General features: G+C 71.9%; 24 protein-coding genes. 15 read left to right on the forward strand and 9 right to left on the reverse strand.

Annotation, left to right across the window (positions count from 1 at the left end; genetic code table 11):
• The first annotated feature begins 47 nt into the window (after nt 1-47).
• Both QOZ89_RS00300 and QOZ89_RS00305 read left to right on the forward strand, forming a co-directional pair.
• Nucleotides 48-512, forward strand: coding sequence for an NUDIX domain-containing protein (locus QOZ89_RS00300; RefSeq protein ID WP_241841785.1), 465 nt, complete (start codon nt 48-50; stop codon nt 510-512).
• Nucleotides 513-610: 98 nt separating this feature from the next.
• Nucleotides 611-3,778: an ATP-binding protein gene (locus QOZ89_RS00305; protein ID WP_071049347.1), complete on the forward strand. Its 3,168-nt coding sequence runs from the start codon at nt 611-613 to the stop codon at nt 3,776-3,778.
• Nucleotides 3,779-3,875: 97 nt separating this feature from the next.
• On the opposite strand, the gene QOZ89_RS00310 is transcribed toward QOZ89_RS00305, so the two are convergent.
• From QOZ89_RS00310 to QOZ89_RS00320, 3 genes are all read right to left on the reverse strand, one after another.
• The gene (locus QOZ89_RS00310; protein WP_071049348.1) at nt 3,876-4,694 is read right to left on the reverse strand and encodes an ABC transporter permease; all 819 of its coding nucleotides are present in this window, start codon (nt 4,692-4,694) and stop codon (nt 3,876-3,878) included.
• Nucleotides 4,691-5,704 carry an ATP-binding cassette domain-containing protein gene (locus QOZ89_RS00315; protein WP_071049349.1) on the reverse strand — a complete coding sequence of 338 codons (1,014 nt, stop codon included), beginning with the start codon at nt 5,702-5,704 and terminating at the stop codon, nt 4,691-4,693. Before QOZ89_RS00315 ends, QOZ89_RS00310 begins: the two co-directional genes overlap by 4 nt.
• A gap of 148 nt (nt 5,705-5,852) precedes the next feature.
• Nucleotides 5,853-7,106: an MFS transporter gene (locus QOZ89_RS00320; RefSeq protein ID WP_083418757.1), complete on the reverse strand. Its 1,254-nt coding sequence runs from the start codon at nt 7,104-7,106 to the stop codon at nt 5,853-5,855.
• An 89-nt stretch (nt 7,107-7,195) separates the two neighbouring features.
• Between QOZ89_RS00320 and QOZ89_RS00325 the strand changes: the two genes are divergently transcribed.
• From QOZ89_RS00325 to QOZ89_RS00345, 5 genes are all read left to right on the forward strand, one after another.
• Nucleotides 7,196-7,531, forward strand: coding sequence for an ArsR/SmtB family transcription factor (locus tag QOZ89_RS00325; RefSeq protein WP_071049350.1), 336 nt, complete (start codon nt 7,196-7,198; stop codon nt 7,529-7,531).
• Nucleotides 7,532-7,577: 46 nt separating this feature from the next.
• On the forward strand, nt 7,578-7,853 hold the full coding sequence (locus QOZ89_RS48170) for a class I SAM-dependent methyltransferase (protein ID WP_312622626.1): 276 nt from the start codon (nt 7,578-7,580) through the stop codon (nt 7,851-7,853).
• A complete protein-coding gene (locus tag QOZ89_RS48175; RefSeq protein ID WP_312622627.1) occupies nt 7,850-8,014 on the forward strand; it encodes a hypothetical protein in 165 nt (54 codons plus the stop codon). The genes QOZ89_RS48170 and QOZ89_RS48175 overlap by 4 nt, the downstream gene beginning before the upstream one ends.
• Nucleotides 8,015-8,156: 142 nt before the next feature.
• Nucleotides 8,157-8,561, forward strand: coding sequence for an SRPBCC family protein (locus QOZ89_RS00340; RefSeq protein WP_312622628.1), 405 nt, complete (start codon nt 8,157-8,159; stop codon nt 8,559-8,561).
• A gap of 348 nt (nt 8,562-8,909) precedes the next feature.
• Nucleotides 8,910-10,154: an NAD(P)H-binding protein gene (locus QOZ89_RS00345; RefSeq protein ID WP_312622630.1), complete on the forward strand. Its 1,245-nt coding sequence runs from the start codon at nt 8,910-8,912 to the stop codon at nt 10,152-10,154.
• A gap of 115 nt (nt 10,155-10,269) precedes the next feature.
• On the opposite strand, the gene QOZ89_RS00350 is transcribed toward QOZ89_RS00345, so the two are convergent.
• Both QOZ89_RS00350 and QOZ89_RS00355 read right to left on the reverse strand, forming a co-directional pair.
• Nucleotides 10,270-10,491: a DUF4287 domain-containing protein gene (locus QOZ89_RS00350; RefSeq protein WP_312622631.1), complete on the reverse strand. Its 222-nt coding sequence runs from the start codon at nt 10,489-10,491 to the stop codon at nt 10,270-10,272.
• A gap of 259 nt (nt 10,492-10,750) precedes the next feature.
• Nucleotides 10,751-11,197 (reverse strand): MarR family winged helix-turn-helix transcriptional regulator, encoded by a 447-nt coding sequence (locus QOZ89_RS00355; protein WP_312622632.1) that lies wholly within the window; start codon nt 11,195-11,197, stop codon nt 10,751-10,753.
• Nucleotides 11,198-11,283: 86 nt separating this feature from the next.
• On the opposite strand from QOZ89_RS00355, the gene QOZ89_RS00360 reads away from it, so the two are divergent.
• From QOZ89_RS00360 to QOZ89_RS00370, 3 genes are read left to right on the forward strand one after another with little or no spacing between them, the layout of a single operon-like run.
• Complete coding sequence (locus QOZ89_RS00360; RefSeq protein WP_071049354.1) at nt 11,284-11,700, forward strand: organic hydroperoxide resistance protein; 417 nt, start codon at nt 11,284-11,286, stop codon at nt 11,698-11,700.
• An 11-nt stretch (nt 11,701-11,711) separates the two neighbouring features.
• Nucleotides 11,712-11,909, forward strand: a complete 198-nt coding sequence (locus tag QOZ89_RS48180) for a zinc-binding dehydrogenase (protein WP_071049355.1) — start codon at nt 11,712-11,714, stop codon at nt 11,907-11,909.
• 25 nt (nt 11,910-11,934) lie between these two features.
• On the forward strand, nt 11,935-12,840 hold the full coding sequence (locus QOZ89_RS00370; RefSeq protein ID WP_198543278.1) for an LLM class flavin-dependent oxidoreductase: 906 nt from the start codon (nt 11,935-11,937) through the stop codon (nt 12,838-12,840).
• Between the two features lie 189 nt (nt 12,841-13,029).
• Here the strand turns inward: QOZ89_RS00370 and QOZ89_RS00375 are convergent, their stop codons facing one another.
• Together QOZ89_RS00375 and QOZ89_RS00380 are read right to left on the reverse strand one after the other, a co-directional pair.
• Nucleotides 13,030-13,560, reverse strand: a complete 531-nt coding sequence (locus QOZ89_RS00375) for a pyridoxamine 5'-phosphate oxidase family protein (RefSeq protein WP_312622634.1) — start codon at nt 13,558-13,560, stop codon at nt 13,030-13,032.
• A gap of 110 nt (nt 13,561-13,670) precedes the next feature.
• Nucleotides 13,671-14,879 (reverse strand): glycoside hydrolase family protein, encoded by a 1,209-nt coding sequence (locus QOZ89_RS00380; RefSeq protein WP_312622635.1) that lies wholly within the window; start codon nt 14,877-14,879, stop codon nt 13,671-13,673.
• Between the two features lie 313 nt (nt 14,880-15,192).
• Between QOZ89_RS00380 and QOZ89_RS00385 the strand changes: the two genes are divergently transcribed.
• On the forward strand, nt 15,193-16,491 hold the full coding sequence (locus QOZ89_RS00385) for a nucleotide disphospho-sugar-binding domain-containing protein (RefSeq protein ID WP_312622636.1): 1,299 nt from the start codon (nt 15,193-15,195) through the stop codon (nt 16,489-16,491).
• Nucleotides 16,492-16,528: 37 nt separating this feature from the next.
• Here QOZ89_RS00385 and QOZ89_RS00390 read toward each other — a convergent pair whose 3' ends face one another.
• Both QOZ89_RS00390 and QOZ89_RS00395 read right to left on the reverse strand, forming a co-directional pair.
• Nucleotides 16,529-16,753, reverse strand: a complete 225-nt coding sequence (locus QOZ89_RS00390; RefSeq protein WP_071049358.1) for an SAM-dependent methyltransferase — start codon at nt 16,751-16,753, stop codon at nt 16,529-16,531.
• Nucleotides 16,672-17,016 (reverse strand): SAM-dependent methyltransferase, encoded by a 345-nt coding sequence (locus QOZ89_RS00395; RefSeq protein ID WP_312622637.1) that lies wholly within the window; start codon nt 17,014-17,016, stop codon nt 16,672-16,674. Before QOZ89_RS00395 ends, QOZ89_RS00390 begins: the two co-directional genes overlap by 82 nt.
• A gap of 367 nt (nt 17,017-17,383) precedes the next feature.
• On the opposite strand from QOZ89_RS00395, the gene QOZ89_RS00400 reads away from it, so the two are divergent.
• From QOZ89_RS00400 to QOZ89_RS00415, 4 genes are all read left to right on the forward strand, one after another.
• Nucleotides 17,384-18,247 (forward strand): Sco1979 family transcriptional regulator, encoded by an 864-nt coding sequence (locus QOZ89_RS00400; RefSeq protein ID WP_312622638.1) that lies wholly within the window; start codon nt 17,384-17,386, stop codon nt 18,245-18,247.
• 256 nt (nt 18,248-18,503) lie between these two features.
• Complete coding sequence (locus tag QOZ89_RS00405; protein WP_312622640.1) at nt 18,504-19,307, forward strand: ABC transporter permease; 804 nt, start codon at nt 18,504-18,506, stop codon at nt 19,305-19,307.
• 21 nt (nt 19,308-19,328) lie between these two features.
• Nucleotides 19,329-20,189 (forward strand): ABC transporter permease, encoded by an 861-nt coding sequence (locus QOZ89_RS00410; protein WP_071049361.1) that lies wholly within the window; start codon nt 19,329-19,331, stop codon nt 20,187-20,189.
• Nucleotides 20,190-20,227: 38 nt separating this feature from the next.
• Nucleotides 20,228-21,181: an ABC transporter ATP-binding protein gene (locus QOZ89_RS00415; protein ID WP_071049362.1), complete on the forward strand. Its 954-nt coding sequence runs from the start codon at nt 20,228-20,230 to the stop codon at nt 21,179-21,181.
• The last annotated feature ends 126 nt before the right edge of the window (nt 21,182-21,307 follow it).

Raw genomic sequence — 21,307 nt, forward strand, 5'->3', positions numbered from 1 at the left:
GCTCGTACTGTGGTACGAGGTATGGGCCCGACGCGACGTGGCCACGGGTGTGCGCCGCCTGCGGTGAGACGACGTGGCGCAATCCGACTCCGGTCGCGGTGGCGCTGCTGCCCGTCGTCATGCCCGAGGGTGGGCGCGGTCTGGTGGTGGTACGCCGCGACATCGACCCCGGTCGTGGTGAGCTGGGGCTGCCCGGCGGCTTCATGGAGGTCGGCGAGGTCTGGCGGGAGTCCACGGTCCGGGAGCTGCGTGAGGAGACCGGAATCCTCGCGGACGCGGCCGACGTGCGGCTGTTCGACGTGCACAGCGGCCGGGACGGCGGGGTCCTGCTGGTGTTCGGCCTGTTGCCGGAGCGGCCGTGGGCCGAGCTGCCGCCGGTGACCGCCACGGACGAGACCACGGAGTGGCTGGTGCTCACAGAGCCGCGGCCGCTCGTGTTCCCCACGCACACCGACGCGATGGCCGCCTACTTCGCCCAGCTCGACGGGCACGCCTCGGTCCCCACCGCCTGACCGGCGCCGCTGCTGGCGGCGCCCGATGTCGGTGCCAGCGAGGATCTGGGGGAGCTGACAAGGCCTCCGGCTGATCTGGCCCTCCCTAGACTGAGCGGGTGCCGATCGTCCTGACCGTCCTCGACCGCGTGCGCTGGCGCGGTCAGCCGGTGGTCGGCGAGCGCCCGCAGGCGTTGCTGGCCGCCCTGGTCGTCGGCGGCGGCCAGGCGGTGCCGAGCGACCGGCTGGCCGAGGCGGTCTGGGGCGAGAACGGCCCGGGAAACGCCGGCAAGGCGCTGCAGGTCCTGATCTCGCGGACGCGCGCCCAGTGCGGCCCGGACGCCGTCGTCCGGGACGGCGACGGTTACCGGCTCGGCGTCCCCGTCGACCAGGTGGACGCGTTACGGCTGCGAGACCTGACTCTGCGCGCACGGCGCCTGCTCGCGGCCGGCGACGTGCTCGCGGCCCGCGCGGTCGCGACCGAGGCCATGGCGCTGACGGAGGCGCGGACGGCGGCCCAGGACGGGGACGACCACCCGCTGGCGGAGCTGCGCCGGGGCGCCTCGGCGCACCGGGCGGAGCTCGCCGGGCTGCTGGGCCGCGCGCTGAGCCTGAGCGGAGAGCACACGTCCGCGCTGCCGCGCCTGGGTGAGGCGTTCGACCGAGATCCGTCGGACGAGGCGGTGCTCGTCTGCCTGCTGCGAAGCGAGGCGGCGGTGCGGGGCGCGGGCGCGGCGCTCGACCGGTACGAGAGATACCGGGCCGAGCTTCGCGAGCGGCTCGGCGTCAGCCCTGGCTCCGGGCTCGAGCGGGTGCACCAGGAGCTGCTCCGCCTCGACGAGCCGGTGCGCGCGGGCCTGCACTACGACACGAGCGCGTTGATCGGGCGCACGGATGACCTCAGGCAGCTCACCGCGCTCGTCAACACGGCCCGCGTGGTCTCGATCGTCGGCCCGGGCGGGCTGGGCAAGACCCGGCTGGCACATGTGCTCGGCCGGTCCGTCGAGCTGCCGGTCGTGCACTTCGTCGGGCTGGTGGGAGTCACCTCGCCGGAGGACCTGATCGGCGAGGTCGGCTCGGCGCTGGGGGTGCGCGACTCGGTGCACGGTCGCCGGACTTTGACACCCCAGCAGCTCGCCGACGTGCGCGGGCGGATCGCCCAGCACCTCAGCGCGGCGCCGAGCCTGCTGATCCTCGACAACTGCGAGCATCTCGTCGACGCCGTGGCCGACCTGGTCGCGTTCCTCGTCGCCACCACCAGCGACCTGCGCGTGGTCACCACGTCGCGCGCGCCGCTCGCGATCAGCGCGGAACGCGTCTACCCGCTCGGCTCGCTGCGCGAGACCGAGTCCGGCGAGCTCTTCCGGCAGCGAGCCGTCGCGGCCCGGCCCGACGTCCAGCTTCCCGACGAGGCCGTGACCGACATCGTGACCCGCCTGGACGGCCTCCCGCTGGCCATCGAGCTCGCCGCCGCCAAGGCCCGCATGATGTCCGTCGAGGAGATCAGCCGGCGGCTGGAGAACCGGTTCGCCCTGCTGCGCGGCGGGGTCAGGAACGCCCCGGACCGGCACCAGACCCTGCTCGCCGTCATCGACTGGTCGTGGAACCTGCTGACCGACCCGGAACGCCGCGCGCTGCGCTGGCTGGCGGTCTTCCAGGGCGGAGTGACGCTGGCCGCGGCCGAGGAGGTGCTCGGCGAGGACGCGTTCGGCGCGGTGCAGGCGCTGGTCGACCAGTCGCTGCTGACGGTCGCCGAGACGAGCGCCGGCGTCCGCTACCGGATGCTGGAGACGGTGCGCGAGTTCGGCCGGATGAGGCTCACCCAGGCCGGCGAGGAGGAGCAGGCGCTGCTGGCGCGGCGGGAGTGGGCGATCCGCTACGCCGCCGGCGCGGCGGAGCTGCTGTTCGGGCCGGACCAGTTCGCCGGCATCGACGCGCTCGGCGAGGAGGAGGCGAACCTCGCGGATGTACTGCGCCACGCGCTCGCCCACGCCGACCGGGAGGTCGTCGTCGAGGTGCTGCGCGGCCTGGGCGGGCTGTGGTCGTTGCGTGGCGATCACGCGAGGGTGGCCACGCTGGCCGGTACCGTCGCGGAGGTGGTGGCCGGCTGGCAACCACCGGACGAGCTGGCCGACAAGACCCGGGCGGCCATGGTGATCGTGCTGCAGAACGCGATGATCGGGACGCCGGGGGACCGGGCCAGGCCGGTCCGTGAACTGCTCGTCCGGCTCGGGACGGACGACCGCGGCGACCCGCGGATCAACGCCATGGCGACGGTGCTGCTGGCCTTCGACCCGGATCGGCCCGACGCCGAACCCCGCCTGGATGTGCGGCTGGACGAGTTCGTCGCCTCCCCGGATCCGTCCGTCGCGATCGCCGCGCTGCAGTGGCGCAGCTACCTTCTGGAGAACGCCGGCGACCCGGCGGCCGCGATCGACGCGGCCGAGCGGGCGCTTGCGCTGGTGCGGGAGACGGCCGAGGGCCCGTGGGCCGTGGCGATGCTGCACGCGCACCTCGCCGGCCTGCACATGCAGCTGGGGCATCCTGCCATCGCCCGCCCGCACGCGCAGGCCGCGCTGCCGGTGCTCGAACGGCTCGGCGCCCTCGACGACCAGATCCAGCTGCGCTCGGTCCTCGGGCTGTGCGCGGTGGCCGCCGGCCGCCTCGACGAGGCCGACCAGCACGTCCACACGGTGAACCGGCTCCTGGAGTCGGACAACGTCCTCGGTGGCCTGCTGGCGCTCGGGACGGTCGCGGGGGAGGTCGCGCTCGCGCGGGGCGACGTGGCCGCCGGGCTCGCGGCGTTCCGGCGGGCCTCCACGCGCATGCGCGCCTTCGTCTTTCCGGGTCAGCGGCCGACCGGCGTGGAGCCCTGGCTGATGTTCGCCGACGCCAGCCTGCTGACCGCGCTCGCGTACCACGGCACGGGCGAGGAGATCGCCGAGGGGGCGGAGGTGTTCCGCGGGTGCCTGGCCCGGACGGAGCGCGTCCTGGGCCTGGTCGACCCCTACCTCGACTACCCGGTGTGCGGCATGGCGCTGTTCGCGCTGGGGGTATGGGGTCTGCTGCGGTCCGCGATGCCACCGGCCGAGGCGGTGCGGCTGCTGGTGCTGGCCGAGCGGTTCGCGTACAGCCGGACCATTCCGACGATGTCCTGGGAGAAGATCGCGTCCTGCGCCGAGGAGCGCGAGCCCGGCCGGATCGCCGAGCTGCGCGCCGAGTACGGCGTCCGGCGTGGGCCCGACCTGACCGGCGAGGCACGTCGCCTCGTCGGCCAGGCCGGCTGAGCCCGCCACCACCGCCACCACCATCGCCTCCCGTGACTCCGGCGGGGGCGTCCGCGGGGTCCGCGAGAGCGGGGCGTTGCCGCGCACCCTCGGTCCTCTAGAGGTGCCGCTTGTAGAGCTTGACGGACAGCGGCGCGAACACCGCGATGACGATCACACAGGCGACCAGCGTCCAGCCCGCCTCAACGGACACGTGGGCGTGGTTGGCCAGGTCCCGGTCGGCGGAGACCAGGTGGGACACCGGGTTGACCTTGACGAACGCGGCCAGCCAGCCCGGCAGGGTGTCGACGGGCACGAACGCGTTCGACAGGAACGTCAACGGGAACATGATCATCATGGAGATGCCCTGGACGCTCTGGGCGCTGCGCGCGACGGTGCCGAGGCAGGTGAACACCCAGGCCAGCGACCAGCCGGTGATGACCGCGAGCAGGATCGCGCCGACCACGCCGAGCACGCCGCCGCCGGGCCGGTAGCCGAGCGCGAGGCCCATGCCGAAGGTGATCGTCGCCGCGATCGTGTAGCGGAGCAGGTCGGCGACCATCGGCCCCGCCAGCGGAGCGATCCGGGCCATCGGCAGCGACCGGAACCGGTCGAAGACGCCCTTGTCGATGTCCTCGCGCAGCTGCGTGCCGGTGGCCATGCTGGTCGTCAGGACGGTCTGCGCGAGGATGCCGGGGATCATCAGCGGCAGATAGCTCTTCACGCTGCCGGAGATCGCCCCGCCGAAGATGTAGGCGAACATCGCCGTGAACAGGATCGGCTGCAGGGTCACGTCGAAGAACTGCTCCGGGTTGCGGCGCATCTTCTTGGTGGCGCGCCAGGCCATGGTCATGATCTGGCGGAACGTGTCCGCCGGGCTGGGCCGGCTCTGGGCGCGGGCGACCGCCGCGCGGGAGTCGATGGTGATCGTGGTCATCGGGCCACCTCCTGTGGGATCTCCTTGCGCATCGGTCCGGGCACGGTCGCGTCCGGCTGCTCGCTCTCGTCCTCGGCGGTGTCGTGGCCGGTGAGCGCGAGGAAGACCTCGTCGAGCGTCGGCTTGTCGACGCCCACCGAGGCGATGTGGACGCCGGCCTGGCGCAGCCCGATCAGCACGTCGGCCACCCGGTCGGCCGTCTCGAGCGCGACGTTGAGCTGCCCGGACTCCGGGGTGAGGACCGGCTCCTCGCCGAGCTGGCGGCGCACCACGTCCGCGGCCAGGGAGAAGTCCGCGCCCGGGGCCAGGCGCAGCTGCAGCGTCAGGTTGCCCACCGAGGTCTTCAGCTCGTCCGGGGTGCCCTCGGCCACCTTGCGGCCGCGGTCGATCACCGCGATCCGGCCGGCGAGCTGGTCGGCCTCGTCGAGGTACTGCGTGGTCAGCAGGACGGTGCACCCGCTGGCGACCAGGTCGCGGATGGTCTCCCACATCTGCCCGCGTGTGCGGGGGTCGAGGCCGGTGGTCGGCTCGTCGAGGAAGATCAGCGGAGGCCGGGTGATCAGGCTCGCGGCCAGGTCGAGCCGTCGCCGCATCCCGCCTGAGAACTGCGCGATCCGCTTGTCCGCGGCGTCCGTGAGACCGAACTGCTCGAGCAGCTGGGCGGCGGTGTCCCGGGACCGGCGCGAGCTCAGGCCCTGCAGGCGCCCGAACATCCACAGGTTCTCGGTGGCGGTGAGGTTCTCGTCGACGGAGGCGTACTGGCCGGTGACGCCGATCAGCTGCCGCACCCGGTGCGGCTCCCGGCGGACGTCGACGCCGAAGATGGACGCCTCGCCCTCGTCGATCTTGAGTAGCGTCGCCAGCATCTTCAGCATCGTCGTCTTGCCGGCCCCGTTGGGGCCGAGCACGCCGAAGATCTCGCCCTCACCGATGTCAAGGTCGATGCCGTCGACGGCTCGGACGTCGCCGAACGCCTTGACCAGACCATGCGCGTTGACCGCGGCTGTCATCGAGTTGCTCCTTCCGGGCCGTTCTCTGATGACCGGCCCTTGGGAACGACTCTGTGGGCGACCGGTTTCACCGTGACCTCAGCACGGTTTCACGGACGTCCGACCGTTTCACGGACGCCTGTTCGGTTTCACGGCCGCCTGGCCGGTTTTACGGAAGCCTGGCCGGGCGCGCGGCCACGGTCGGTCCGGCCGGCTCCGCCCCGAGGCCCTGGGCGGCTCGCGCCCGCCGCTCCGGGGCGGTGGCGGCGACGAGCAGGAATGCCACCGCGGCGAGCAGGGCCGCCGCGGCCGGTATCGCCGAGGCGCCGGCCACATCGAGGGTCACGCCACCGAGGGCCGCGCCGAGGGCCGCGCCGAGGTAGATCGCGGACCCGTTGAGGCCGAGCGCGACGGTGGCGACATCCGGGGCGACGACGAACAGCCTGTGCTGCTGCGGCGTGATGGTCAGTCCGCCGAAGGCCCCGACGGCGAAGACAAGGGCCAGCGCCGGGACGTACCAGGAATGCGCCGGCACCAGCAGGCCGTCGAACACGGCGACCCCGCCGACGCCGACCAGCAGCACCGGCAGCGCGCCGCGACTGTCGACCAGGTTTCCCACCAGCCGGTTGCCGAGGACGGCGCCCAGCCCGGACGCCAGCAGGACGATCACCAGCCGGCCACCCGTGCCGGACCCGCCGAGCACCGCGGGAAGGTAGGAGATCAGCACGAACGCCGGTGCGACCACGGCGACCGTCGCGGCCAGGACCGCGAGCACCGCGGGCCGCGTCAGCACACCCAGCCGAGTGCGCATCGACGTCGGCGGGACATGCGCCCTCGGCAGTCTCGGCACGGCGACCGCGGTAAGCGCCGCGAGCGCCGCGATCGTCCAGAGCACCACCCGCCATCCCCACCACTGCCCGATCAGGACGCCGAACGGGACTCCCAGCACCGTCGACAGCGAGGTCCCCGCGGTGACGGCGGCCAGCGCGCGGCCACGGCGCTGCTCGCTGGCCAGCAGGCCGGCCATGACGTAGGCGTTGGACTGGAAGGCGGCGGCGCCGACGGCCGCGACGACCCGGCCGGCGGCCATGACGGCGAACGAGGTGGCGAGCGCCTGGCCCGCCATGCCGAGCAGGAACAGCGCGAGCCCGCCACCGAGCAGGACGCGCCGGTCCCAGCGTCCCGTGAGGGTCGCGATGATCGGCGACCCCAGCGCGTAGGTGATCGAGAAGATCGTGGTGAGCTGGCCCGCCGTGGACACGCTCACGGACAGGTCGGTGGCGATCCCAGGGAGCAGGCCGCTCAGCACGAACCCGTCGACGCCCAGTACGAAGGTGCCGGCCGCCAGCACGCCGAGCTGCCAGCCACGCAGCCCGTCGGCGGGCGCGACGGCACTTTCATTCGATGCTTGTCGAATCGTCACAACGTGAGGCTAGGGGTAACGTTCGACGGGTGTCAAAGTATTTGGGTCGGCGCATCGGCCGACCGAGCAGCTGAACGGGGCGGCCGACCGTGCCTCGACAGCTTCCGCAGCCAAGCCGTGACTCGCTCGACCTGATCACGATCCTGGCGGCGTTGGCCGATCCGGTTCGGCTCACGCTGATGCGGGCGATGTACGCGCGACCGGGCGCGCACGACTGTGCCGTCGTCGCCGACGGGATCGAGGTCGGCGCGCCGACGATCTCCCACCACTACCGGGTGCTGCGCGAGGCGGGCCTCACCTCGACCACCGTGGAGGGGCGCCGCCGAGTCGTCACGATCCGCCACGAAGATCTCGAGGCGCGATTCCCCGGCCTGCTCGCCGCCGTCCTGGCTCCAGAGCTGGACGACCAGCCCGCTCGCGCCTAACGCCGCCGACCGGCCGGGCTACGGCATCCCCGACTGGCTGCGGCTGGTGCCGGTCGACTTCGAGGTGGACGGGGACTGGCTCAGGCAGCTGTCGGTCGCCGGCTTCGATCCCGGCCGGCCGGCGGTCGTCGTCTCCACCGGCGTCACCATGTACCTCACCAGGCAGGCCACCGCGGCGACCCTGCGCCAGATCGCCGCGCTCGCCCCCGGTTCGACCCTCGCCATGACGTTCCTGCTGCCATCGACCTCGTCGACGAGGCCGATCGCCCCGGACTCGAGGCGTCGAAAAAAGGCGCGCAAGGATCCGGAACACCGTTCATGAGCTTCTATGCCCCGGACGGCATGCTGGCACTGGCCCGCGAGGCCGGTTTCAAGAAAGCCCAGCATGTTGCGGGGTCCATGCTCGCCGAGCGTTATTTCGCCGACCGGTCCGACGGCCTCCGCCCGTCAAGCGGAGAGGACATCCTGGTGGCCGCCACCTGACACCGTCGCCGCGTCGCGCCGGCCTTCCAGGCGCCATGTTGCCTTCATCCGAGGGCGAATCTCCGTGCGGGGCGGCGCCGATATACGGTCGGCCCCGGCGGGTTCACGCCAACGCGGCACACCGAGGAGGGCCCTGACGTCCATGGTCGGTATCGAGGAGTCCGTGGAGGTGTCCGCGTCGCCGGACGAGGTCTGGGAATGGATCGCCACCGGCCCCGGGCTTTCCGCGTGGTTCGTGGCGGCGAGTGTGGAGCCCGGAGCGGCGGGGTCGGTGACCCTGACGTTCGCGCCGGGCGCCTCCGGCACGATGCCGATCGTCGAATGGTCACCGCCGTGGCGTTTCCGTTTCGGCGCCGCCTCGGGAACGAGTGGCCGAGCCCATGACTTCACCGTCAGCGCGACGGCCGGCGGCTGCCGGGTGAAGCTCCTGGACGACGGCGTAGCGCCTGAGGAAGCGGAGCAGACCGCGCTTGGCTGGCGCGGGATGCTGTCTCGCCTGGCGGCGGTCGTCGAAGGCGGGCATGAACGCGCCGATGGCCAACCATGACCCGGCCGCATTCACGACGGAGCCGAGACCGGGCGTGACATGTCGAGGCTGGCGTGCTCCCGCGCCGCCTCGCGGCGGGATCAGCAGGTCGAGGCGGCTGGTTTGCCCGCGAATCGGAGAAGGTTTCTGCCGCGGTCGCGAGCAGCCGTCCCGACGTCGTGATCCTGGATATCCGACTGCCGCCCGACTCCACCGACGAAGGCCTGCGGACCGCGATGGCGCTGCGAACGACACCTTCGGCCAACCTACGGCGGCGGCGTGCCGACGACCGCGGCGTCCGGTCGCGGTCCTGCGCCGGCGGAGGCCGGCGCTTGACTTGAAGTTTGGTTGAGGTTCGAGCCTGGTGCCATGGCGGACTCCAACAAGATCCTCGTTATCGGCGCCACCGGCAACATCGGCCGCCACGTCGTGGCCGGACTCCATGCCCGCGGTGCCGCCGTCGCAGCGATGTCCAGGTCTCCGGCCGCGGGCCGGTTTCCGGCCGGCGTCGAAACCGTTGTCGGTGACCTGACCGCCCCGGCCACCCTCGAACATGCGTTCGCCGACGTGGACGGGGTCTTTCTGCCGTGGCCGTTCCTGACGGCGGATGGCGCGCCCGCGGTCGTCGACGCCATCGCCCGCCACGCCCGCCGCGTCGTCTACGTCTCGGCGGCCAACGTGCGCGACGACCGCGCGCCGGCGGAGAACGGGGTCTGGGGCCAGATCGAGGCCGCCATCCGGCGTACCAACCTCGACTGGACGTTCCTGCGGGCCAGCGGGCTGGCCACCAACACCCTCGCCTGGGCCGGGGCCGTCCGTGCCGGCGAGCCCGTCCGCGTCCCGTATCCACGCGCGGCCAGGTCGCTGATCCACGAAAAGGACGTCGCCGAGGTAGCCGTGCGGGCGCTGACCGAGGAAGGGCATGAGGGGGCCGCGTATCTGGTCACCGGTCCCGCGGCCATCACCCAGGCGGAGCAGGTGCGCGTTCTCGGCGAGGTCGCCGGCCAGCCTGCGCGAGTCGAGGAGATCACCCCCGACGAGGCTCGCGCCTCGATGCTGACCTGGGCCGACGAGGACTTCGCGGACGCGGCGCTGAGCTACTGGGCCTCCCTGGTCGACACGCCCGAACCGGTGACCGGGGCGGTCGAGGAGATCACCGGGGTGCCGGCCCGCACCTTCGAGCAGTGGGCGAGCGACCACGTGGACGACCTGCGGCCGACATCGATGACGGATATCGCCGAGAGCTATGTTTCGGCGTTTCGGCAGGGACGGATGGACGTCGCCCTGCGGCTGATGTCCCCTGATGTGGTGCGGGCCGCGCCGTTGGAAACCGGCGGTGAGCGCCGGGAACTACGCGGGCTCGCCGAGATCATGGCGAACAGCGAACGGCTCAACCATGACCTGCGAATCCATGGCGTCGAGGTCGATGGGCCGTTCCTCGATGGTGAAAGGTTCGCTGTCCAATTCTCCTTCGATGAGACCCACCTACCGACCGGACGCCGGAATACGGCGGCGAAGATGTGCCTTTACACGGTCGCCGACGGTGCGATCACCCGAGAAGAAGTGTTCTACTTCGACCCGCCGGCCGGAGTGGCGCCCGTGACGACCACGTGATGTCTCTGAAGCACCGAGGACTGAGCCTTCAGGAGACTGAGCCCGCCGGTGGCCCGGGGCCGCCGACGGGGGAGGGGCACCGTCGCCCCGGGTGGCCTGGGCGGGGTGGCACGCGTCAGTGTCGTTCGGCGAGGGTGTCGGCGACGAGGGCGTTCGCGTGACCGTGGCCCAGGCCGTATTCCGCCTTGAGCCAGTTGACCAGTTCCATGTGTCGCGTGAGGTCGCTCGCCCGGATGATCGTCTTCCACTCGGCGATCGGCCGGCCGTACTTCTTCTCGATCGACGGGAAATAGGACGCCGGTCCCTTGGCCTTGGCGGCGGTGGTTTCAGTGGCCATCACGCGACTCCCGCTCTTGTGTAGGCGCCCGGCCGGCATTCCGCCGGCAAGCTCACCTACTCGGACCGCGTGACCAGCCCGGACTCATCGGTCGCCGACGGCGGCCGCGCCCCCTGGGGCCGGGCACCGGGGTTTTAAAGCCAGGGGGTCCCGCGCGGTACTTGTCACCAATACACACGGTGCCGCCGTCGAACGGTCCGTCGCCCGAGTCGGTCCGCGAGGCCGGGCCGGCCGACGCGTCGCCGCCTGGCGTCCTGTCCTACCTGGGGTGCGTCAGCGAGTCGGTGATCTCCGTCAGCTCCCGGATGAGCCGCTGAGCGGTCGCCACGTCGATGCCATACCGCGGGAAGATGCGCTCGGGTATGCCGGCGGCCTTCGCGCGCATCGCCTGTCCCGCCTCGGTCAGGGTGATGAGGACGCGGCGTTCGTCCGCCGGATCGCGGGTCCGGTCGGCCAGACCGAGGTCTTCCAGCCGCTTGAGCAGTGGGGTGAGGGTGCCGCTGTCGAGGTGTAGCCGCGCCCCGATGTCACCGACTGTGAGTGGCTCGGGCGCTTCCCAGAGCACGAGCATCGTCAGGTACTGCGGGTAGGTGAGCCCGAGCTCGGCGAGGAGCGGGCCGTAGGCGCGGATCGAGGCGCGGCTGGCGCTGTACAGCGCGAAGCAGAGCTGGTTCGTGAGTTCGAGCTGGGGTAGGCGACCCGCCATGGTCAAACGGTAGCAGGTTCCTCTTGCGCGGTTAGATTGCGCGCAATATTATCGCAAACGATAGATCTGGAGAGGAGCTGGACCTGATGGACGCCCTTTACACCGCCACGGCCACCGCATCGGGCGACGGCCGCAACGGCCACACCGAGAGTGACGACGGACTACTTGCGCTCGACGTCCGGATCCCCAAGGAGATGGGCGGTCCCGGTGGCGCGACCAACCCCGAACAGCTGTTCGCCGCGGGCTACGCGGCCTGCTTCCACTCGGCCCTCAAGCTCGTCGGCAACGCGGAATCGGCCGACCTGACCGGCTCCGAGGTCTCCACCAGCGTGTCCATCGGAGCTCTGTCGCAGGGCGGCTTCGGCCTGGCCGTCGAGATCGTCGTGCACGCGCCCAACCTCGACCGTGAGACCACGGCGGCGCTCGTCCACAAGGCACACCAGGTGTGCCCCTACTCGAACGCGATCAAGGGCAACGTGGAGGTCACGCTCGACACCGTCTGACGGCGGCGATCGTGCCGCGGGGTGACCCGGCGGCCATCGGCGGCCGGCGCTGCTGGGCCCGGGCCAGCGTCGGGCTGGCCGTCGAGGACGGTCCCGGACCGATCGACGCCGAGGTCCGGCGCACCTTCCCCCTGGAACGCGCGGCCGACGCGCACCGCGACGTCGAGACCGGCCATGGACGCGGCAAGGTCGTCCTGCTCGTCGGCTGACCCGAGACACAGGAAAGGAACGTCCGTGATCGATCTGGAAATCGGCGTCATCCTTCCGTCGGTCGCCGTCCAGCAGCGGGAGGCCCTGCGGATCCCCGCCGCAGCGCGGTACGCCGAGGGCGCCGGGCTGGACGGTGTGTGGCATGGCGACCACCTCGCGGTCGGCGTGGCCACGCTGGACTGCGCGATCGCGCTCGCCGCGGCGGCGACGGCCACCGAGCGGGTCCGGGTCGGCGCCTCGGTCCTCATCCCGGCGATCCGGCCGATCGCCTGGGCCGCGAAGCAGATCGCCAGCCTGCAGCACCTTTCACAGGGTCGGCTGGTCCTCGGCGTCGGCTCGGGCGGCGGCCCCGACCAGTGGGCCGCGGCCGGGGTGCCCTACGAGCAGCGTGGCCGGCGCACGGACACGGCGCTGGAACTCCTGCCGAGGCTGCTGGCCGGCGGGCCCGTTCAGCTCGTGGACGAGCAGGGGCAGCCCGAGGTGGCCCTCGACGCCGCGGTCACGCGACCGCCCTTCTGGGTCGGCAACGCCTCCGCGGCCGCGATCCGCCGCGCCGCCCGGCTGGGGGACGGATGGTTTCCCTCCGTCGTGCCGGCCGCCGACGTCCTGTCCGGCGCCGGCCGTCTCGGCGAGCTCTGCGTCGAGCTGGGTCGGCGAGTGCCCACGATCGCCGTCGGTGCGACCGGCGCGCTCGGCAACGGCGCCGGGCTCCCGACCCGGGACGAGATCGCCGCCAGGCTGAGCCAGGCCTACGAGATCCCGCCCGACCGGGCGACGACGATCCCGATCACGGGCAGCCCGGACGAGGCGGCCGAGCGCCTGGCGGCCTATCACGCCGCTGGCGCACGGCACCTCGTCATGGGATTCGCGGGCGGCGACTGGCGCCGGCAGTGCGACCTGCTCGCCGAAGCCCGTGCGCGGCTTCGGTGATGGAAGAACCGACATGTCGTCATGCTGGCCCTGGAGATGGTGCTGGTCATCCTGCTCGCGGCCTTCCGCGGACCACGCAACGTCCCGGCGGTGACGCTCCTGGCGGTTGGCCTGATCTCGGTGTCGATCTCGCAGCCCGCTCGCCCGGGCGGTGACGACGCGGGCGACGGCGTTCCCGCGGCGGTGTGGCTAGAACCGCCACCGCGTCGCGCCTCCGGGATCGACGGTGGCCAGCGCGGTCGCCGCGCGCGGCCGCAGGCGGTACACGTGCCAGGGGGGCGACCCGGCCGAGGGCGCGCTGAACTCGGCCGTGAGCGCCAGGCCCGTGTCGTCGACCCGGGCCGGCCAGCCATTCGCGGCCCAGCGCGCCGCGAGGTCGGCGACCGTGCCCGGGTCGGTGACCAGATCGGCCTCGCCCTCCACGGTGAGATCGAACTCCCGAGCGGCCACGCTGAGCACGCAACGCGGGTCGCGAGCGAGGTTGCGCCCCTTGCGGGTGTCCCGGCCAGTCTCGAACCAGAAGCAGCCGTCGACCCACAGGGCGCCGATGCCGGTGGCGTGCGGACTTCCGTCCGGGTTGATCGTCACCAGCCAGGAGGTGTGGCGGTCCGGGCCGCCCGTGCCCGGGGCCTGGCTCAGGCCCGCGTCGAGCCGGGCCGTGATCCCGGACCAGTCGAGCGCGGGCAGGTCGTACAGGGTGGCAAGGTTGGTCGCTTCCATAACCGTTCGACCCCGCTGGGCGCCGGAACTCATCGCGACCGTGGCCGGGTGGGTCCCCGCGACCCGGCGGAGCGCGGGGAGTGACGTGTGGTGTGGGCCGCTCGCTTGGGCTACCCGGTGGAACCGGCCCGGCGGTAGGCGAGCCCGGCCGCGTTCGGGTTGCCCTGTTCGTCGTACAGGCCGGTGAGGCTGCCCGGCGTCGCCGGGAGGGCGAACCAGGCATACCGGCTCAGGAACGGAAGACTTTCCAGCATCGTGGTCGAGGCGGTCACGAAATCCGCCTGCTGCTGTGTCGAGGGTGCTTTGGCGGTGCCAGTGGAGAAATCCATCAACGCGTACTCGGTCAGCCAGATCGGCAGGCGGTATCGGTTGTAGACGGCCTGCAGATATGTCCTTAGCTGGTCGACCGCGCGGGACGTGTTGAAGTCCCCGCCATACCAGTGCAGCGTGATGAAGTCGACCCGGTAGCCGCGCTGCTTCGCCCCGGTCATGAACCGGTCCAGCCAGCCGCCCTGGTCGGCTCCGCCGTAGGCCACGGCCGGGCTGCCGAGCCGCTTGCCGGTCGCCTGCAGCTGCGGCCAGAGGTTCAGCGCCGCGTCGACCGTCATGTTCGCCTGGCCGCCCAGGTCCGGCTCGTTGAAGCCCAGCAGGGTGTCACCCTGGGCGGAGGCCTGCCCGAGGGTTGCCGCGTTGACCGACCCCGCGCCCCAGATCATGGGCACGAACTGGGCTCCGGGCGGTGCCGTCGCGCTTCCCGGAGTCGCCGCCCAGTTGTAGTACCAGGTCACTCCCACATCGTTCAGCGCCTTCTGCAGGCCGCCGAAGTCCCAGATGCTGATGCCCCTCTTGCCCGAGCCCGCGGCGGGGGGCGGGGGTGGCGGGGCGGCGGACGAGCTCGGCGCCGCGGTGGTCGGTCTCACCGATGCGGTCGGGGACGACGAGGACGAGGCGGGCCCGGACGGCGACGATGAGCCCGTGGCCGCCGGAGCCGACGCGGTCGGGGGCCGCGAGGTGCCGGACGCCGTCGGCACGGTTCCCGGACCGCCGGGGGCGATCGTCGTACCCGGACCCGACGCGCCGGGTGTCCCGGCGCTGGGCAGGCATCCCGCGACTGCGATGGCGGTCGCGGCGATGACGGCGCTCAGCCCCAGCCGGGCCCCGCCACCATGCCTCGACCAGCGCCGGCGAGGCCGCGTGCGCGGCCCGCGCGCCGCCGCGGGCCGGATGCGGGCGTCCGCCGCCATTTCCTGGGTGCCGTCTTCCTGGGTGCCGTCCGCGGCGAGCTCCGGGCAGGTGCCGGACCCGTCGTTCTCCTGCATAGCCTCTCCTCACCTTGGTGACGAACTGGCTGTGCATCCGGCCGACCCCAGGCCCCGGGGGGTGAGCCCCCTTCGGCGCGAACACCACAAAACGGTCAAGCGCGCCCATTCTTCCATGGTCAGCGGGGCGGTTCGCGGCTGGCCACCGCGGCGGCTTCGGGAGCGCCGAAGATCGCCGGCTGGGAATGCGGACCGGGCGGAACCGGGTCGGACTGGGACCGGACCGCTGCCCGGAGGCCCACGCGGGCCGGCGCGGCGCTCCTCATAGGGTCGGTGGCGTAGCGACGCGAACCGGGATAGACGGTAGGTAACGATGCGAGTGCTGGTGGCGACACTTCCCGAGCTGAGTCACGCCCTTCCGGCGGTGCCGTTGTGCTGGGCGTTGCGGGCTGCTGGCGCCGACGTTCTGGTGGCGAGCGGCGGAGACGTGGTCAAGGTCGCCGGAGCCGGTCTTCCGGTTGCCGATCTCCTGCCCGGCCGCGGCATCGCCGACTTCCTCCGGGCCTTCGACCTGGCCGCGCTGACCGGTCCGAACGACGGTCCGCCGGCGGACCCGCTCGCCCAGCCGGACCCGGCCGCCCACCCGGGGCCGACCACTCACCAGGGGCTCACCGAAACGCCGCCGGCTCGGCCGGAGCCCACCACGCCCCCGCCGGCGTCCATGCGGGACGAGCTGGCCGAGGCCCCCTCGTACGCCGGCTTCCTGCCGCGCGTCAGCCAGATGCTGCCCGAGGCGGACATCGCCGAGCTTTTCGAGATGATGCACGGCTTCGTCGCGCTCGCCGAGCGGTGGCGGCCCGACGTGATCGTCTATGGGCCGATGACGGTCGGCGCGCTGGCCGCCGCCGCGAAACTGCGCGTCCCCGCCGTCGAGCATGGTTTCGGTTTCCTGCGCACCGCGGGCATTGACGGTCTGCTGCGCACCCTCGGCGGCGAGGTGTTCGACCGGCACGGGGTGGACCTGCCGGCCGACCGGTACGCGATCGACGTCGCGCCGCCCAGCATGCTGGCGGAGGAGCCGCAGGGCTGGTCCATGCGTTACATCCCTTACAACGGCGGCGCCACGGTGCCCGACTGGCTGGCCGAACCGCCAGCCCGTCCGCGGATCGCCGTGACGCTCGGCAATCTGATCCCCGAGCTGTCGCGATCCGGCGGGAACGGCCTGGTCGGGCGGATCCTCGACCGAGCAGGCAGCGTCGACGCCGAGTTCGTGCTGGCGCTGGGCGCTTTGGACCCGGGCGTTCTCGGGAAGCTCCCGGACAACGTGCGAGCCATCGGCTACACGCCGCTGACCCAGCTGCTGCCCACCTGCGCGGCGGTCATCCATCACGGCGGTGCCGGTACCTGCATGGGCGCGCTCGACGTCGGTATCCCGCAGCTGGTCATCCCGCACCTGTTCGACCACCAGCACACCGCCGACCTGGTGGTGAAGCGCGGCGTGGGCATGGCGCTCGACCTGTCGGCCGACCCCGACCTGCCGGCCAGCGTCCTGGACGCGCTGGTGGGGGACGAGCAGCTGCGCACGCGTGCCCGGGAGGTCCAGGCGGAGATGCACGCCATGCCCACACCCGTCGACGTGGCGAAGCGGCTTTTCGAACTCGTCTCCGCCTGACCAGGCAGTGCTGGCCCCCGCGGCCGGCACTGCCTGGTCAGCGACTCGCTCGCGGACGCCTAGAGCTTGCGCCCACCCCGCAGTGGGAAGGCAGCGGCTCGGCGCCCGGGGCGTTCGGCCGCCACAGGGTGTTCGGAACCAGGCCCGGCTCCGCGAGCTCCGTGCCGTCGAAGAACCGCGCTATTTCCTCGTAGTAGCGGACGGTGTATTCATATCCGCCCTCGGCGATGGCGTCCGCGGCCTTGTCCGCGTCCCCGTGCACGCTGTCATTGATGACGACGTAGCTTCGGCCTCGGCGACCTCCCGGTCTGCCGGGAAATTATCCGTCCCGCCCACCCGGTAATTCCAGATCCTGGCGCCGTGCGGGATGTGCGGGCCGTAGCCAGGGGCGGCTTCGGCCGCCGTCGGCTTGTCGGTGCACATGAACGGCTCCTGCGCTGGGAGGACGTACCGACAGGTCGGGGTCCGGATGGACCGCATGTGCCCGGAAGGCGACTGTACAGATACGTGGAGCGCCACGTCCATGTCCGACAGCGCCCGGGCGGTCGACGGTGCGTGGCCGGCAGGGGCCGCGTGACGGGACTTCCAGCACGTGCGCGCGCCGCCTGGTTCGTACTCACGCTCCGCTGGTTGTGGCTACACGCAGAGTATTCATGGTGTGAGCGGTGAAGTTGCGCAACGAAACCGTGTCGAAAACACGTCGTCTATTTCTTGTCCCGGCCGGACCAGTATGTTCGCGCGATCGGGCAAGGCTCTTGCCGGACGCGGCCGGCTATGCTGTTAACGTCTCACCACTTCCGGTACTTCTGGTGGGGCCGGCGGCAACGCGGAACGGCTGCGCCCCGATAAGCTGACATCCGACTTTCAAGCGAGTGAATCGAGGGAACCAGTCGTGGCTGTTCCGGGGGGTGGCGGGCCGACCGTGCGTCGCATCCTGCTCGGCTCCCAGCTGCGGCGGCTCCGGGAGAGCGTGGGGATCGGCCGAGAGGAGGCCGGTTACCACATCCGCGCTTCCGAGTCGAAGATGAGCCGGCTGGAGCTGGGCCGGGTCAGTTTCAAGAAACGTGACGTCGAGGACCTGCTCACGCTGTACGGCGTGACCGGCGAGGACGATCGCGCGCAGGTGCTGGCACTGGTTCACGCGGCCAACGAACGGGGCTGGTGGCAGCCCTACTCCGACGTCCTCCCCACCTGGTTCCAGCCCTATATCGGCCTGGAGGAGTCGGCCTCGCTAATCCGGACCTACGAGCTCCAGTTCGTTCCCGGCCTGCTTCAGACCGAGGGCTACGCGCGTGCGGTCATCGCCGGCGGCAACAGGGGGGCGTCCCGGGAGGTCATCGACGGACGGGTCGACGTCCGGATGAACCGGCAGAAGCTGCTGACCCGGCCGGACGCCCCCCGCGTGTGGGCGGTGATCGACGAGGCCGCGCTGCGCCGGCCCATCGGCGGCCCAAAGATCGCGCGGGCGCAGATCGAGCATCTTCTCGAGCTGACGGACCACGCGCAGCTGACCCTGCAGGTGGTGCCGTTCACCGTCGGCAGCCACGCGGCCGACGGCGGGGCCTTCAGCATCCTGCGCTTCCCCGACGCCGACATGACGGACGTCGTCTACCTGGAGCGGCTGTCCGGCGCCGTCTACCTGGACAAGCGCGAGGACGTGGACCGGTACACGATCGCCATGAACCAGCTGAGCCTCGACAGCTGCACCCCGGACAAGACGGTCGACGCGCTCCGCACGATCGCCGCCGCCCTTTAGTGATCCTGGGGACAACGGCCGCCGGGTGTGCGAAGGAAGATCATTTTCGCACACCCTTTGGCCCTCTGGTGATCCTGGGGACAACGGCCGCCGGGTGTGCGAAGGAAGATCATTTTCGCACACCCTTTGGCCCTCTAGCCGGTGCGGGACGGCGGCCTCTCCGTCCTGACCCGCTCTCCTGAGCGGGCTCGTCGGCTTGCCGAGTCGCGCCGGGTCGCGGAATGGTTACGGCGGGCCGTGTACCGTTTGCCCTCCGATGCGCGCGATGACCCGGGTGTACTGGCGCCTGCTGGGGGCGGGGTTTCGCCGCCAGTCCACCTACCGGCTGGCGGCGTTGGGCGGGCTCGTCGCGAACACGACGTTCGGCCTGCTCAAGGTGGCGGTGCTCTTCGCGACGGTGCGCGCGGCGGGCGGCGACGTCGCCGGGTACGACCTCGGGCGGATGAGCACCTATATCTGGCTCTCCCAGGCGCTGCTCGGCTCGATCAACCTCTCCGGCCGGACCGACATCGCCGAACGGATCAAGGATGGCCAGGTCGCGGTCGACTTCCTGCGCCCGCTGGACGTGCAGGCCGCCGAGGTCACAACCGCGGTCGGTGGGGCGCTGTTCGCGCTGATCCCGCGCGGGATCCCCATGCTCGCGATCGGCGGGTTCGTCGGGATGGCGCTGCCCGCCTCGCCCGCGGCGTACCCGCTCGGCGCGCTGAGCCTGCTGCTCGGGATCGTGATCTCCGTCGCGGCCGCCTACCTTGTCGGGGTCGCCGGTTTCTGGCTGGTGGAGACTCGCGGCCCGCAGATCTGCTACATGGTGGTCTCGGGCTTCCTGGCCGGGCTGTTCGTCCCCATCCAGCTGTTTCCGCGCTGGCTGGAGCTCACCGCCCAGGCGACGCCGTTCCCGTCGATGATGATGTACCCGATCGACATCCTCGCGGGGCGCGTCGGCCCGGCCGGCGCACTCACCCTGCTCGCGGTGCAGCTCGCGTGGCTGGCCGCCGTCGGCGGGCTCGGCCAGGCGCTGACCCGCGCCGGCCGCCGTCATCTGGAGGTGCAGGGTGGCTGAAAGGCCAAAGGACCTGCGAAAATGATCTTTCTTCGCAGGTCCGGCGGCCCTCGTCCTGGGGTCACTGACGAGCTCGCCCTACGGGTCCGGCTGCGGCCCTACCGGGCGGTGCTCGCGTCCCGGGCCAGGTCCCAGGCCTCCTACCGGGCGAACTTCGCCCTCGACCTGGTCAGCTCATTTCTCGCCGCCCTTGTCGAGCTGGCCGAGGTCTGGGTGCTGTTCCACGCCGTCACCCGCCTCGGCGGGCTGGAGTTCCACCAGATCCTGCTGGTGTTCGGCCTTGCCGACCTGGCCTTCTCGCTCGCCGACCTCGCCGTCGGGCACTGCGACAACCTGCCCACCTATCTGCGCGCCGGCACCCTCGACGTGTTCTACCTGCGGCCGCAGCCGTTGCTGCTGCAACTCGCCACCAGCGACATCACCCTGCGGCGGCTGGCGCGCGCGTCCGTTGGCCTGGTGGCGCTCATCGCCGGTCTGGCCGTCAACGACATCGCCTGGGGAGTGGGCGCCGTGGCACTGCTGGTGGTCGCCCTGGCCAGCGGCTGCGCGACGTTCGCGGCGATGTTCGTCTGGGCGGGTGCCCTGCAGTTCTTCCTCATCGACGGCGCGGAGATGACCAACGCCTTCGTCTACGGCGGGCGCTATGCCGCCACCCAGCCGGCGTCGGTGTGGTCGCGCCCCCTCAAGGCGGTGTTCGGGTTCTTCTTCCCGATGGCCTTCGCCGGCTTCCTTCCGACGCTGCGGCTGCTCGACCTGCCGGCGCCCGCGTGGCTGCCGACGTGGCTCGGCTGGTGCGGGCCGCTCGCCGCGCTCTGGGCGTGGGCTATGGCACTGCTGTGCTGGCACTGGGGCGTCCGGCACTACCGCGGCGGCGGCGGATGAGAGAGGGCGAGGGAGATGACCGACGGGAGAACGGGCGGATGAGCGCGATCGTCGAGACCCGTGGGCTGACCCGGGAGTTCACCGTCCGCGACGGGCGGCGCCGGCGGCGGCTGACCGCCGTCGACGACCTGACCGTACGCGTCGAGCCCGGCGAGGCGGTCGGCTACATCGGCGCGAACGGCGCCGGCAAGTCCACCACGATCAAGATGCTGACCGGCATCCTCGTGCCCACCAGCGGCACGGTGACCACCTGCGGTCTGCGCCCCGTCAAGGACCGGCGGCGGCTCGCCCGGCAGGTCGGGGTCGTGTTCGGGCAGCGCTCCCAGCTGTGGTGGGACCTGCCCGTCCGTGAGTCCTTCCGGATCCTGGCCGCCATCCACGCGCTGCCCGCCGCCACCGAGCGCGCCCGGACCGCCGAGCTGGTCGACCGGCTGGAGATGGCCGACTTCCTCACCACCCCGGTCCGTCAGCTGTCCCTGGGCCAGCGGATGCGCGCCGAGGTCGCGGCCGCGCTGCTGCACGCCCCGCGGCTGGTGATCCTCGACGAGCCGACGATCGGCCTCGATGTCCTGTCCAAGCAGCGGCTGCGGGAGTTCCTCATCGCCGAGCGCCGTACCCACGGCACGACGCTGCTGCTGACCACGCACGACATGGGCGACGTCCAGCGCCTGTGCGACCGGGTTCTGATCATCGACCACGGCCGTCTCGCCTACGACGGCGACCTGGTCGGCCTGGGGCGGGCCACCGGCGCCGAGCGGGTGCTCGTCGTCGACCTCGTCGGGCCGTCCCCGGACCTGACCGGGATTCCCGCGGCCCGTCACCTGTCCAGCGAGGCGCACGGCCTGCGCCAGCGGCTCTCCTTCGACGCGGAGGCCACCACCGCCGCCCGCGTGTTCGCGGCCGTCGCCGAACGGGTCGAGGTCCTCGACTTCACCGTCGAGGAGCCCGACATCGAGGACGTCGTCCGCCGGATCTACGCCGCCCGCCGTTGACGGCGCGCCGCCTGCCGCGGCGACCATCCATGATCGCCAACCATGACGACACGGTGGTGATCTACCGGTCGCGTGCTGGCGGGCGAACGTCGGCGGGGCGGCGCCCGGCAGGCGGATCTGACGCGC

The organism is Pseudofrankia coriaricola, assembly GCF_032027725.1.
Classification (GTDB): domain Bacteria; phylum Actinomycetota; class Actinomycetes; order Frankiales; family Frankiaceae; genus Pseudofrankia.

Excerpts from the sequence above, each read along its gene's own strand:
- QOZ89_RS00355 (WP_312622632.1), bottom strand. The coding sequence starts at position 11,197 with ATGGCGGGTCGCCTACCCCAGCTCGAACTCACGAACCAGCTCTGCTTC.
- QOZ89_RS00350 (WP_312622631.1), bottom strand. The coding sequence starts at position 10,491 with ATGGCCACTGAAACCACCGCCGCCAAGGCCAAGGGACCGGCGTCCTAT.
- QOZ89_RS48175 (WP_312622627.1), top strand. The coding sequence starts at position 7,850 with ATGAGCTTCTATGCCCCGGACGGCATGCTGGCACTGGCCCGCGAGGCC.
- QOZ89_RS00345 (WP_312622630.1), top strand. The coding sequence starts at position 8,910 with ATGGCGGACTCCAACAAGATCCTCGTTATCGGCGCCACCGGCAACATC.
- QOZ89_RS00340 (WP_312622628.1), top strand. The coding sequence starts at position 8,157 with ATGGTCGGTATCGAGGAGTCCGTGGAGGTGTCCGCGTCGCCGGACGAG.
- QOZ89_RS00410 (WP_071049361.1), top strand. The coding sequence starts at position 19,329 with ATGATCTTTCTTCGCAGGTCCGGCGGCCCTCGTCCTGGGGTCACTGAC.
- QOZ89_RS00385 (WP_312622636.1), top strand. The coding sequence starts at position 15,193 with ATGCGAGTGCTGGTGGCGACACTTCCCGAGCTGAGTCACGCCCTTCCG.
- QOZ89_RS00315 (WP_071049349.1), bottom strand. The coding sequence starts at position 5,704 with ATGACAGCCGCGGTCAACGCGCATGGTCTGGTCAAGGCGTTCGGCGAC.
- QOZ89_RS00310 (WP_071049348.1), bottom strand. The coding sequence starts at position 4,694 with ATGACCACGATCACCATCGACTCCCGCGCGGCGGTCGCCCGCGCCCAG.
- QOZ89_RS00405 (WP_312622640.1), top strand. The coding sequence starts at position 18,504 with ATGCGCGCGATGACCCGGGTGTACTGGCGCCTGCTGGGGGCGGGGTTT.
- QOZ89_RS00415 (WP_071049362.1), top strand. The coding sequence starts at position 20,228 with ATGAGCGCGATCGTCGAGACCCGTGGGCTGACCCGGGAGTTCACCGTC.
- QOZ89_RS00395 (WP_312622637.1), bottom strand. The coding sequence starts at position 17,016 with ATGGACGTGGCGCTCCACGTATCTGTACAGTCGCCTTCCGGGCACATG.
- QOZ89_RS00375 (WP_312622634.1), bottom strand. The coding sequence starts at position 13,560 with ATGGAAGCGACCAACCTTGCCACCCTGTACGACCTGCCCGCGCTCGAC.
- QOZ89_RS00360 (WP_071049354.1), top strand. The coding sequence starts at position 11,284 with ATGGACGCCCTTTACACCGCCACGGCCACCGCATCGGGCGACGGCCGC.
- QOZ89_RS00380 (WP_312622635.1), bottom strand. The coding sequence starts at position 14,879 with ATGCAGGAGAACGACGGGTCCGGCACCTGCCCGGAGCTCGCCGCGGAC.